The following is a 12895-nucleotide window of genomic DNA, read 5'->3' on the forward strand; positions in this document are numbered from 1 at the left end:
ATACATATTTTAGATCGGGCTAAATTAATGAAAGACTTACAAGAAATATTAGCGATCGCTCGTCAGATCGGTTGGGGTGCAGCAGATATACTGCGATCGTATTACCACGGCACAGCAAAAGACCCTAATTTAGAAGTAGAATATAAAGAGAATGAGCCTGTTACTGTTGCTGATATAGCTGTAAGTCAATATATTTTACAGAAGCTACAAGCAACTTTGGGTAATGAAGATTTTGCTTACATCAGCGAAGAAACTTATCAATTAGCAAGTGCGGACGCAAACCCTTCCGTCCCTTGGGTATGGATAATCGATCCTTTGGATGGTACACGAGACTTTATCGAAAAAACTGGTGACTATGCAGTTCACATTGCTTTAGTCAATGAAAACCGCCCAGTATTAGCAGTAGTGGCAGTACCAGAGGCAGAAAAGTTATATTACGCTACCAAAGGTGGGGGAACATTTGTCGAAACCCGCGATCGCTCTGTTCCTTTACAAGTATCATCAGGTAAACGAGTTGAGGATTTAACTTTAGTCGTTAGTCGCTCTCACCGCAACCAACGCTTGGATTACTTATTACAAAACTTACCCTGTCAAAATCAAAAAGGTGTGGGTAGTGTCGGCTGCAAAATTGCCACTATTGTCGAGCAACAAGCAGATATCTACATTTCCCTTTCCGGCAAGTCTGCGCCCAAAGACTGGGATATCGCAGCCCCAGAACTGATTTTAACAGAAGCTGGTGGTAAGTTTACCCACTTTGACGGTACGCCATTACAATACAACACTGGTGATATCAATCAATGGGGAGGTTTGCTGGCTAGCAACGGTGAATACCACGAAGTACTTTGCAAGGAAGCAGAAAGGATTTTAGTGCAGTTAGACCATAGCTAATGGGAGATTGGAGGATGAATATTTTTTAATTTGCTTTTAAGACAGTTGGGCATGTTATGATTACACCCACCACCGATAATAATCTTTACCCCTTAATCCACAGCTGAATTTTCAAAGCAGTAGATACCAGAGTGATCGCTAACTAAACTGGTTTGCTGTTAAAAATGTAGCTTTCATAGTACAAACAACAAAATCTCGCCCTTGGCAGGTCTGTAAACCTGTCCTAATAGTTTTTAATTGGGAATAAAATTCAGCATGAGACGATATTCAAAGGCAGAAGGCTGTGCTACACTCATGGACATAAAGATTATTTTCGGTTGAGTAACTAGTTTTGATTTCTAAAAACCGTCTCTCCGAATTTAACGTGTCGCGGAAGTCCCCACCTTCAATGTACTCATAAGGTGGGGATAGGGAGCAGGGGATAAGGATTGCATCTGATATTAGTTTTTTGCAAGAGCAAAAACAAATATCAGATGTATGACGAAGCGCAAAGTGCGGTCTTGGGGTCTCCCCCGCCGAAGGATGCGCGGAGCGCTGTAGAGGAGCAACTTTGCAAGACAGCCCCAGAATTTTCTGATAAAATTATTAGGTCTTGGCCACCAATGCCGTAAGCGAAAACCAAGCTGTATAGGTAAGTGTTACAAGAAAAAAATTTGGGTCTTGGGAACCAGGACTCCTGCCCTTGGAGGGAATGTCAGACTTTCTAGTACTATGGAGTTCTGGAAGCTATTCCCGGTGAATTGGGAAGCTCCGTCCGTCTTACGGCGGAGTAGTTCACATCTCTACACTCCCTGAATTCGGAGATTTCTATGTCAATTTACGTCGGGAACCTGTCCTATCAGGTTACAGAAGATGACTTAAAGCAAGCTTTTGCAGAATACGGAACAGTAAACCGTGTTCAACTACCCACAGATCGGGAAACAGGCCGGCCTCGTGGGTTTGCTTTTGTCGAAATGGAATCAGACACACAAGAACAAGCTGCCATTGATGCACTTGATGGTGCTGAATGGATGGGACGTGACTTGAAAGTGAACAAAGCTAAACCTCGTGAGGAAAGAAGCGGTTCTCCTCGTGGGAACTGGGGTGGTGGTAATGCCCGCCGCAACAATAATCGCTACTAAAGTCTAAAGTCGATTTCCGAAAATTCCACATTTAGAGTCTCCAGCAGGTAAAGCCAAAGGCTAAATTCTGCTGGAATATTTTATTTGGTATCTAGCCTTAAACTATTTATCCACATTAAGGAGGAATGAGAATGACACAAGTAGTTTTAGGAGAGAATGAAGGTATTGAATCAGCCTTAAGAAGATTTAAGCGGGAAGTTTCTAAAGCCGGAATTTTCCAAGATATGAGAAAAAAGCGTCACTTTGAAACGCCGATAGAAAAAGAAAAGCGCAAAGTAGTTGCGAAGCACAAACAACGTCGTCAACAACGTTCTCACTTCAGTTAACAAATCCAAGCAAATTTGCTCTTAGATTTGACATCCACCCAGCACCTCTTCACTGTTGCCATCTTTACGGCGAACCATAAGTAATTAGGCATATATAAAATAGGCAGTCAGAAACCACATCTATGTAAAGAAAACCTGACTCTGTAGGTTTCAAAAAGCTTGACTTTATCTTATCGGCCCATAAAGGTAGGCTACCCTGTGGGAAGCCGCAAAGCGTCTATGTTTGTATAGCCGCGAATGACTTTTGTCCTAATTCTAACTTGTACCTAATTTTATCAAGAAGCGCTATAGTTTGTTGAGTTCGATTTACGGAACTTGCAACAATATAAATGTATTCTTCCTCTATACCCACAAAGTATTTTAGATATCGTTAGTCTGCAATCTTGGCTCTGGATTTTGAAAAAAATGTTACGACTTTATCATTTATTATTAGGTTCTATTTTGGTAGTGTCAATACCGCTAGGAGCAAAATTTTTTCTCCCCGAATTTTCTCAACCCAAAGCTGTAAAATCTCCTGCTGTTGCAAAACTTCCCAACCCTAAAGAGGGAAATATCTGGCAGAAAATCCTGGGAAACACTTCTGCTCCAACTAACTGGCAAGTTGCTGCTTGCGAAGGAAATGCACCATTGTTATGTATCTCCTCCAAAGGGGAACGTTTGGGTACAGTTGAGATTAACGTTTACCTATTAGCAAACAATGAGGATTTCCAAAAGAAACTCGCAGCATCTGGTATTCCAACAGGTTCCCAAGTAGACTACCAAAATCCGAAATACCAAACCCAGGTATTATCAGCACTCAAGGCTTGGGTTGAAGATCGCTACGCTGCTTTTGCAAAAGATCGTCAGGGTGAATATGGAAAAGAGATTACTTTCTCAACATACCCACCGCAACCAGTACCCATTGGTAAGCTTCAGGGAATTCGTTATGGATTCGCCGGACTTAAGGAAAAAGGTGGAGTCCAAGAGCAACATATCGGTCATGTTGCTTTTGATGGCACCAAACTTTACGTAATTACCACTGCATTTGACAAAAGTACGCAAACAGGTAAGTTTGATAAACTAGAAAACTTGGCTATTTTTCAACCTTACTTGTATGCGATCGCAGCAGATTTACGTTTACCCTAATGGAAATGGGGCATTGGGCATTAATCACTTAAATCCTAAATCCCAACTCCCCACTCCCCAATTAACAACCTAAATCTCAGCTACCGCTCGTTCAATCAAGCGACGTGCTAAAGTTTGCGTACCTGTGTGTTCATAATAATTCGTTGCTACATCCAAGAAGGCCGCGAGGTAGTCTAACTTGTCTTCGGCAATATCGACAAAACTTTGCAAATTGCCAACTACTTTTTCTGGCGTTAAATTATTTGCGCTGACAATACCATCCATCCAACCTTTAACTGAGTCAAAGCTTTCGCCGATAAAGTTGAGTTTACTACCAGCATTCTCCCCTGGAATCACATCTTTGATGCTTTGGAAAGTCGAGTTTTGTTCTAACTCATGGGGATTCATCTGATTAAGCCCAGATATCGCTTTGCTGATGAAGCCTGATCCCAAAGGTATTAAACCATCAACACAAACTAATGCCACCATGCGGATAAGTGACTCACCACTATACTCACCTAAGGAGCCGACAAAATCCCCAATACTGTCTCCAGGAATGCCGTTAATTTGGCAGAAGGCTGCCAACTCAGCCACTAATTTTAATGTCAGATCGATGGTTTGGGCTTTGTCTGGTTTAGGAGTTACAGAGTTTAAAAAACCCAGCAAAGGAATTTTCTCTCCAACTTTGTTAGCTAAAGCTGCTGCACCAAGAGCTTTATCTGTAGCATCAACGGTTTGATATAGCCACAAAGCTGTTTGGTATCCTTGGGATTTGTCATTGAATAGATAAATAGCTCTTTCACCAATTTGCTGAATTAAATCTTCGTCGTCTTCACCAGTAACAGTCTTAATTGTGTTCACAAAGCCGACAGTATTTTGCCATTCGCCAGGAGCAACAAAATCAAGGGACTTCAACATAGAAACAGTCAAGCCGCCGGTTGGCAATTCATCAACCAATTCAAAAATCGATTTGCTCACAAAAATCTCCTTACTTAGGTTTTGTTATTGTCAATGTCTGCAATCCGGCTCATTTCAGGTTAGCCAGACCACTAAGATTAAACTTCTCTATCCAATCGGCGCGATCGCTAGCTTTAAATGACGGATCGCGGGAAAGTACTTTTACTTGGTACTTCCCTACCAAAATAGCAGTTTGGGTTTTACCAACTTCTATTGCGGGATAACCGCCAATTTTTTTGGTGCTTGTCGAGAACTTTGCCGCCGCGTTAGGTGTGCTAGTGGTATCAGAAATAGATAGCAATGCTAATTCTTTACCGCCTTTTTTTAACTTCGCTTCTGCAAAGCCTTTTTTCTCTTGGGTATAGACGCGCTGGTAGCCATCACCGGCATCAGGGAAAAGTTTATTAAATTCGCTACCCTGAGTTGCAGTCTTAGACACTGCTTGACCGCGTTTTTGTTGAGTGCTTTCTTTTTGTACCTGGTCAAAACGTCCAGGTGTTTTTGGACTACAGGCTGTTGTCAGTAGTACCACTGACAGCAACAAAGCAGCTATTACTCTACGCCCACGGTGTAACATCATTCTTGGCTTCTCCTTATACTTGAGCTTTGAGGCAATTATCTGCGCTGCTAGCAATTATTACTCGTAAAATTTACTTTTTGATAATTATTGGCCTAAATTCGGAATTATAGCGCTACTGAGCCTTATTAATATACAAGTAGGGGGTTAAGTAAGGCAGTACAAATAAACCTAATCATGTAACAAAATGTAAAAACTACAAAACCGTCTCGCAGAGAAGCCGAAATACTACGTCCTCTGTGGTTCGTTCTCCTGTAACCTGTGCGTAAGTCCTAATAACCAATGCAAAAACGCTCCCCCTTTCGGGAGAGCGTCTTTTACTTATAGATAATCGTAAAGAACGGATCTCAGATTATGATTAACCGTTGATAGCAGGAGCGGTAAGAGCTACAGGAGCAACATCACCAGCAGCCAAATCTAAGGGGAAGTTGTGAGCATTGCGCTCGTGCATGACTTCCATACCCAGGTTAGCGCGGTTGATGACATCAGCCCAAGTTGCAATCACCCGACCTTCAGAGTCAATGATTGATTGGTTGAAGTTGAAACCGTTCAAGTTGAACGCCATTGTGCTGACACCCAAGGCGGTGAACCAGATGCCGATTACAGGCCATGCTGCGAGGAAGAAGTGCAGTGAACGGCTGTTGTTGAAGGAAGCGTATTGGAAGATTAGACGACCGAAGTAGCCGTGTGCCGCAACGATGTTGTAGGTTTCTTCTTCTTGACCGAATTTGTAACCGTAGTTTTGTGATTCGGTTTCTGTGGTTTCACGAACCAAGGAAGATGTTACCAAGGAACCGTGCATTGCAGAGAACAAAGAACCACCGAATACACCTGCTACACCTAGTTGGTGGAAGGGGTGCATCAAGATGTTGTGTTCTGCTTGGAACACGATCATGAAGTTGAATGTTCCTGAGATTCCCAAAGGCATACCATCTGAGAATGAACCTTGTCCGATGGGGTATACCAAGAATACTGCACTTGCTGCTGCTACAGGTGCTGAATATGCGATCGCAATCCAAGGACGCATACCTAAGCGGTAGGATAGTTCCCATTCACGACCTAAGTAGCAGAATACGCCGATCAGGAAGTGGAAGATTACCAATTGGTAAGGACCACCGTTGTACAACCACTCATCTAAGGATGCTGCTTCCCAAATTGGGTAGAAGTGCAAGCCGATGGCGTTGGAGGATGGTACTACTGCACCGGAGATAATGTTGTTTCCGTAGATTAAGGAACCTGCTACTGGTTCGCGGATGCCATCGATGTCTACTGGTGGTGCGGCGATGAAGGCGATTACGAAGCAAGCGGTGGCGGCTAGTAAGGTGGGGATCATGACTACGCCGAACCAACCGATGTAGATCCGGTTGTTGGTGCTGGTGATCCACTCACAAAATCTATCCCATACGTTGGCGCTTTCGCGGCGTTGTAAGGTTGTTGTCATTGTTTTATAAGTGCGGTTAGTGATTTATGAATCAGGCTCGTTTGTCTTTGCCTGTGAATGCACTTTACAATGCTTTACATTTTTTAATCAAGTTTTATTACTTCAGTAAATCTGATACAATTCATTAGTTTTTCTTATGAATAATCCAAATTTGTGAGGTGAGCAAGCTAGAGGATTTGATTGCAAATAAATTTTCCAGCTACAAGTAATAGGTATTTGGTATCTGGAGATCATTATGGAAATATTAAACTTTGGAAATTTACCGCGTAACAACACTTAGACAAAAATTAAGTTCAAAAACCCAACCTGCGATTACCCTTAATCCAATCGCATTACATTATTTCTTTATTAAAAAATATGCTGTAGCATACTCCGGCAATTGCGTTATATGCTGCCCAAATTCTTGTTTATTTTTAAAGATACCTGCTAAAAAATCGAGTTGATAAAGATTGGGTAAGAAGGCTCCACCAGTATCGGCAATGACTCCCAGTCGCAGATATTTGCGACCACCTTTAGTATGCTCAATCACAACCACTTTGCCTAAACCGATATTTAAAACATCTCCGGCAAAAGTGACTCCAGGTTTGATAGAAATTTTGGCATCTATTTTGTATCCATAGCCTTTAATAGCATCAACTTCTCTAAAATACCAGTAACGCTTTTGTGCTGTTGCTTTCAATCCACGAATATAAGCTATTCCATTGTTTCTATCGACATTAAAAAATGCCTTATAACCATCTGTAAAATTAATCAGGATTGTTCCTTCCATAATTGCTTCTTCTAAGCCATTTCTGGTTAGATAAGCGAGACTGGTAACTTTTCCAAATTCTCTACCACCTGGTTCATAAATACCTGATAAAACATCTTGCTTTGTGTATCTGGTATAGAACTTATCATTATTAGCGTTGTCTTTTAAGCTATAAATTGGTGTACTATAAGTAGAGGTTTTCTTACGAGAGCCAGGATGAGTAAAAACCGCATATTTGGTAATTCTTAGTTGTTTTTGCTGTTTATTTTTTGGGTTGTAGGCAGACCATTTAATAACTCGAAAATTAGTATTGATAAAGTTAGGATCTTGCAAACGAGTAGCTCGATTATTAGCAATATCCTCCTTTAAAACAGAAATCATGAAATTCAAAGTATTGAGAACATCTGGCACAGTAACGCCTTGAGTGGCAAGGATTCCTGTACGGAGAATATCGGGATCTTCTGAAGAGTAGTCTTGAAAATATTTTCTAGTATTAATGAGAACAGTTAATAAATCTTCTTGATTGAAGTTAACTTTACTATTTGGTAGTTTTCCTGGAGTAATAACCTGGTTGCCGTTAATGCTAAATTTATATTTTTTGAACTCATCGACAACTGAATAGGGTGCAGATGCTGATATCAAACCCTGCTGAGATGAAAAAGCGTTTTGCTTCCCGATAATTTCATCAGAAGATATTTTTTGAGCTAAAAAAGGATTTTTAAATTTTGAGGTGAGGGAAATCTGTGATGCAATTAGGTCAAAATTGTCTTGCTGAGTCAAGGACTGATTTTGTTTATCTAACTGTTTAGTTTTTGACTGAGTATATAGATGGCTGCTGGCTAAACTAACAAGTAACAAGACAGCACAAGCTACTGTGAAGCGAAATTTTTGGCTGAACAGGATTTTCATAACTTGAAAAATCAATTTTTAATGCTAAATAATCAATTTTATGTTTCTACCACCTCACGCACTAATTGCGCCAACTTTTCGGCACTATCGGGAACTGCGATCGCCTTTGCGTTTTTCCCCATTTTTGCTAACTCTTGCGGTGACTGCAACAAATTCAACACATTACTTTGCAATACTTGTGCTGTCAACTCCGATTGTTTCAGTGTTAACGCCGCACCAGATGAAGTAAATACGTCTGCATTGTAAGATTGATGGTCTTCTGCGGCAAAGGGGTAAGGAATTAAAATCGCTGGTGTTCCACACACTGCCAATTCTGTCAAGCTACCTGCACCAGAACGACTAATCGCTAAAGTAGCTCGCTGCAACAATGCTGCCATATTGTTGTAAAAAGGTAAGGCTATGTACTGTGGATGTTTGAGACTATCTGCTTCCTCGTCGCGATCGCCAGTTAAATGTACTATGTATGCACCAGCATCAAACCAAGCATTTGCAGATTCGCGCACCAACTTATTAACCGCAACTGCGCCTTGGCTACCACCAAAGACGACAATTAAGGGAACACCATCAGGAATTGCTAAATCTAGGGGTGCATTAATTGCGCCATCGAGAAATTGCGCTCTTACGGGAGTTCCAACACAGACATTTTTAGCACGGGGTAAATACTTAGCTGCTACTTCAAATCCCAAGGCTACCGCACTACACCAAGGGCCAAAAAAGCGAGTTACTTTACCCGGTAAGGCGTTAGATTCGTGGAAAACCACGGGTAAACCGAGAGAACGCGCTGCAATAACGGCTGGCCCGGCAATGTAACCACCCGTGGTAAACACCCCTTGAAAATTTCCCTGTTTGAGAATTCGTCTGACTTCTAGAATCGAACCAGCGAGTTTAGCCAAAATACGAATCGATGAAAGTCCAAACCCTTGCTGAAACCCTTCAACTGCAATAGTATTCAGAGGATACTCTTGAGGGACAAGTTGAGTTTCTAGCCGATCGGGTACTCCCAGCCATTCGATTTGATAATCTGGAAGTTTTTCTGCCAGTGCGATCGCTGGAAACAAATGTCCACCAGTCCCACTGGCAGCTATTAATAATCGTATCGGTGCGTTTGCCATCAAACCTCTACCGTTTAGCGTCTAGCTTAACTAAGATAAAACAATTTCCTTACTTTCTTTCATCAAATCAGTAAACTCTTACCAATGACTAAAATTATTACCGCCTTAATGAGACAAAAAATCAGATTTCCAGCCAGTATTTGGTTGGTTTCTTTCCTGCTAACCCTTGGTTTAACAAGTGGTTGGCAACGCACTGAAGCGACGACACCACAGCGATTAGTCCAAGCTGGTACGGCCCAAAATGCACTGACAAATCTCCTAACACAAGTTGACGCCGCCGCCAGCCGAGGCGATGTCAAAGGGGTGTTGCAATTTTATAGCCCTTCTTTCACTCATGGAGATGGATTAAATATTCAAACCCTGGAAAAGTCTTTGATTTCACTGTGGCAACGATATCCCAAATTGCAATACAGTACAAAACTGCTATCTTCCAAATCTGAAGGCAATGGGATTATTGCCGAAACAGAAACCAAGATAACAGGCTTACCTTCCGGTAACGGCAATAATTTGGCTCTCAATGCCACGATTAAATCGCGTCAGCGCATTGAAAACGGCAAAATTGTCCGCCAAGACATTTTGGCAGAACGCACCCTACTTACCTCTGGTAGCAAACCGCCCCAAATTGATTTTAAATTGCCACAACAGTTACTGGTTGGTCAGAAGTATAATTTTGATGCGATCGTTCAAGAGCCACTTGGTGATGATTTTCTACTAGGAACGGCTCTAGAAGAACCCATTCAACCAGAGAAATTTCTCAACCCTACACCCGTGGATTTGGAATTACTGACATCTGGCGGACTATTTAAAACAGGACAAGCGCCATCTACCCCTGGTAGTCAGTGGCTTTCTGCTGTCATCCTGCGGGGTAATGGGATGACGATGGTAACTCAGCGCTTACAAATTGTGAAGAAGTAGTTAAGAGTTAGGAGACGCGATTAATCGCGTCTCTTGCCTTAACCAAACAGTATTGGCTAAACTCCTTCCTGTTAAGTAGAGTGGGAGGCTTGGCGAAGTATCTAAAAGCAACTGTTACAGCAGATTGCAACAGGCGTGAGGTATAGATGATTTTAAGGGCACAGCAGTGCTGTGCCCCTACCTATGTACTTCATTTACCTGAAAAACGCTGTATCAACCTTTTTGAATTTAAGGAATAGAAACCGATCGCAATAATCGCTCAACAACAGTTCTAGCATTGCGTCCTCCTCTAGGAATCAGGCGATGGCAAAGAACATGAGGAACGAGAAATTTCACATCATCGGGAATAGCATAATCACGCCCTAATAGAAAAGCTAGCGCTTGGGCAGCCCGTTGTAATGCTAATGTGCCACGCGGACTGACACCAAGGGCGATTTCTTCGTCTTGCCGTGTTGCTCGCGCCAATTCGAGAATGTACTGTTGTAAGGAAGTTGCCACTTTTACTTGAGAGCAGAGGTAACGCAATTCCTGTACTTCTGCCAAGGTAATACAAGGCTGTAAATCAGCAACTTTCACACCATTTTGAAGATTTTGCAGCATTTGAAGTTCTTCTGTCTCGGAAGGATAACCCAAACTCAGCGACAACATGAACCGATCCATTTGCGCTTCTGGCAGAGGAAAAGTACCTTGATACTCAATAGGGTTTTGAGTGGCAATCACAAAAAATGGTTGGGGAACTGGACGAGAGACACCATCGACTGTTACCTGATGTTCTTCCATCACTTCCAGCAAAGCCGACTGAGTGCGGGGTGTAGCGCGGTTAATTTCGTCAGCTAAGAGGATATTGGCAAAGACTGGCCCAGAAAGAAAAGTAAATTCGCCGCTTTTTGGGTTCCAGATATTGGTGCCAGTGATGTCAGTTGGTAGTAAATCAGGGGTACATTGTAGCCGTTGAAACTTGCCATCCAGGGAACGAGCTAAGGATTTAGCAAGCAGGGTTTTACCAACACCAGGGACATCTTCTAGGAGGGCATGACCACCACCTAGCAAGGCTACTAGCACTAAGCGTATTGCCTCGGTTTTACCAACGATGGTAAGAGCTAGATTTTGTGTTAGAGCGTCGATTTTTTCTCTCATGCGTTGTAGGGAGTGGGGAGTTGGAGGATAAGGGGGACAAGGGAAGATGAGGGAGACTAGGGAGATGAGGGAGACAAGAAGAATAATCAATGCCCAATGCCCAATGCCCAATTTCCCTAAATACATTGTTCCCACTCAGAACTCCTAACTCCTAACTTTTAACTTTCTGCTCCAATACTCAAAACTTCTTTAGCAACAGCGCAGTCAAGTTGAATTTGGGTTTTCAGGGCTTCTAGGGAAGGAAATTTTTGTTCAGGGCGCAAAAATTTCACTAGCTCTACAGCGAGTTGTTTGCCATATAAATCACCAGACCAATCGAATAAATGTACTTCTACAGATGAATAAGTACCATTTATAGTTGGGCGGTTGCCGATGTTCATTACGCCCAAGTTTTCACTAGAAGCAACATCTGATGTTTCACTAAGAATAAAAACGCGGACAGCATAAACTCCTTGACAGGGCAAAAACTTATCTTTTGGTAGTTGGAGGTTAGCGGTGGGAAAGCCAATAGTTCTGCCCAGTTGTTGACCTTGAACTACAACACCAAGGAGACTGTAGGGGCGACCTAGTAGGAGATTTGCGTTTTCGATGTCCCCGTACTCAAGGGTTTGACGGATCAATGAAGTGCTAATGCGGGCATCTTGAGTCGGAGTAGTACTGATGCAACTGCTTTGAGTGGGCGAGTCACCTGTATAAGTTTGTAAGGGAACGATAGTAACGGGGATATTGTGCTTGGCGGCGATTAATTGTAAATCTTTGGCAGTACCACTGCGCTTTTCGCCAAAACAAAAATCCTGCCCGATGCTAATTTGCTGGCATCGCAGTTGCCGGACGAGAATTTTTTCGACGAATTCTTCGGGGGTCAAAGCAGATAATTCTTTGTCAAAGGGTAGTAATACCAGTTGTTCTACCCCAAGCGATCGCAATTGTTGGACTTTTTCATCTAGTGGCGTTAACAAAGTCCGGGGTTGCCCGGTAAAAAATTCCTGTGGATGGGGGTCAAAGGTGACAACTGTTGAGTAAGTATATTCTTGATTGGTTAGTTGTTGATTTTCCTTTGACTGCCGACTACTGGCTACTGACAAGCGATCGCCAGGGTGCAAGACTGGTTGAATTACCCTTTGATGACCAAGATGAACACCATCAAACTTGCCAAGGGCAATAGCAGTCGGCGTTAGCAGCCCAACGCTAGAAGAAGCAACCCACACAGAACACCCATTTTGAGACAAATTTAGCACGTGGATTCTGAGATTTTAGGTTTATTTTAGCTATCAGCAGGAAGCTACCTTATGGTAAACCGCCTTGAGGAGGACATTCACCAACTGCATCTGAGGTCTGGTTGTACGAATTTTAGATTTTAGATTTTAGATTTTAGATTTTAGATTTTAGGTTCATGCCTTGCTCTAATGTAGCCGGGCATAAACCTAAATCCTCAATTTAAAGACGCTCCTACGTCGCTCTAAGCGAAGCTATGCCGTAGGCTTTACGCTGCGGTATCAAAGCCAAGTATCTGGACTTCGTACTGCTACGTTCGCGGAGCATTTCGCAGAAAAGACAGCGATCTGTTTCAATCCAAAATCCAAAATGCAAAATCTAAAATTGGTCACAACTCTGGGCAGCGCTGTCTCACCGTGCAGCCAAAAGGTACGCTCTCGCGCTG

General features: G+C 42.5%; 12 protein-coding genes. 5 read left to right on the forward strand and 7 right to left on the reverse strand.

The genetic code is table 11. The features are described 5' to 3' along the window. Nucleotides 1-27: 27 nt before the first annotated feature. The 4 genes from GTQ43_RS18785 (at nt 28) to GTQ43_RS18800 (ending at nt 3460) form a co-directional block, all read left to right on the forward strand. Complete coding sequence (locus GTQ43_RS18785; protein WP_265276489.1) at nt 28-888, forward strand: 3'(2'),5'-bisphosphate nucleotidase CysQ; 861 nt, start codon at nt 28-30, stop codon at nt 886-888. Nucleotides 889-1697: 809 nt separating this feature from the next. Beyond that, nucleotides 1698-2009, forward strand: coding sequence for an RNA recognition motif domain-containing protein (locus tag GTQ43_RS18790; protein ID WP_265274285.1), 312 nt, complete (start codon nt 1698-1700; stop codon nt 2007-2009). Between the two features lie 131 nt (nt 2010-2140). Then, complete coding sequence (gene rpsU, locus GTQ43_RS18795) at nt 2141-2335, forward strand: 30S ribosomal protein S21 (RefSeq protein WP_265274286.1); 195 nt, start codon at nt 2141-2143, stop codon at nt 2333-2335. Nucleotides 2336-2740: 405 nt separating this feature from the next. Further along, entirely contained in the window at nt 2741-3460 is a 720-nt protein-coding gene (locus GTQ43_RS18800; RefSeq protein ID WP_265274287.1) for a hypothetical protein, read from the forward strand. Nucleotides 3461-3529: 69 nt separating this feature from the next. Here the strand turns inward: GTQ43_RS18800 and GTQ43_RS18805 are convergent, their stop codons facing one another. The 5 genes from GTQ43_RS18805 to murG all read right to left on the reverse strand — a co-directional run bounded on the left by GTQ43_RS18805 (nt 3530) and on the right by murG (nt 9183). Beyond that, a complete protein-coding gene (locus GTQ43_RS18805) occupies nt 3530-4417 on the reverse strand; it encodes a hypothetical protein (RefSeq protein WP_265274288.1) in 888 nt (295 codons plus the stop codon). A gap of 49 nt (nt 4418-4466) precedes the next feature. Continuing rightward, entirely contained in the window at nt 4467-4976 is a 510-nt protein-coding gene (locus GTQ43_RS18810; protein ID WP_265274290.1) for a hypothetical protein, read from the reverse strand. A 355-nt stretch (nt 4977-5331) separates the two neighbouring features. Then, on the reverse strand, nt 5332-6414 hold the full coding sequence (gene psbA / locus GTQ43_RS18815; protein WP_265274291.1) for a photosystem II q(b) protein: 1083 nt from the start codon (nt 6412-6414) through the stop codon (nt 5332-5334). A 337-nt stretch (nt 6415-6751) separates the two neighbouring features. Then, complete coding sequence (locus GTQ43_RS18820) at nt 6752-8071, reverse strand: hypothetical protein (RefSeq protein WP_265274292.1); 1320 nt, start codon at nt 8069-8071, stop codon at nt 6752-6754. A 38-nt stretch (nt 8072-8109) separates the two neighbouring features. Further along, complete coding sequence (gene murG / locus GTQ43_RS18825; RefSeq protein ID WP_265274293.1) at nt 8110-9183, reverse strand: undecaprenyldiphospho-muramoylpentapeptide beta-N-acetylglucosaminyltransferase; 1074 nt, start codon at nt 9181-9183, stop codon at nt 8110-8112. An 84-nt stretch (nt 9184-9267) separates the two neighbouring features. Between murG and GTQ43_RS18830 the strand changes: the two genes are divergently transcribed. After that, on the forward strand, nt 9268-10098 hold the full coding sequence (locus GTQ43_RS18830; protein ID WP_265274294.1) for a nuclear transport factor 2 family protein: 831 nt from the start codon (nt 9268-9270) through the stop codon (nt 10096-10098). Between the two features lie 228 nt (nt 10099-10326). On the opposite strand, the gene GTQ43_RS18835 is transcribed toward GTQ43_RS18830, so the two are convergent. Then, the gene (locus tag GTQ43_RS18835) at nt 10327-11235 is read right to left on the reverse strand and encodes an AAA family ATPase (protein ID WP_265276490.1); all 909 of its coding nucleotides are present in this window, start codon (nt 11233-11235) and stop codon (nt 10327-10329) included. Between the two features lie 158 nt (nt 11236-11393). After that, the gene (locus GTQ43_RS18840) at nt 11394-12473 is read right to left on the reverse strand and encodes a bifunctional riboflavin kinase/FAD synthetase (protein WP_265274295.1); all 1080 of its coding nucleotides are present in this window, start codon (nt 12471-12473) and stop codon (nt 11394-11396) included. Nucleotides 12474-12895: the final 422 nt, after the last annotated feature.

It is taken from the genome of Nostoc sp. KVJ3 (assembly GCF_026127265.1).
Lineage (GTDB): Bacteria > Cyanobacteriota > Cyanobacteriia > Cyanobacteriales > Nostocaceae > Nostoc.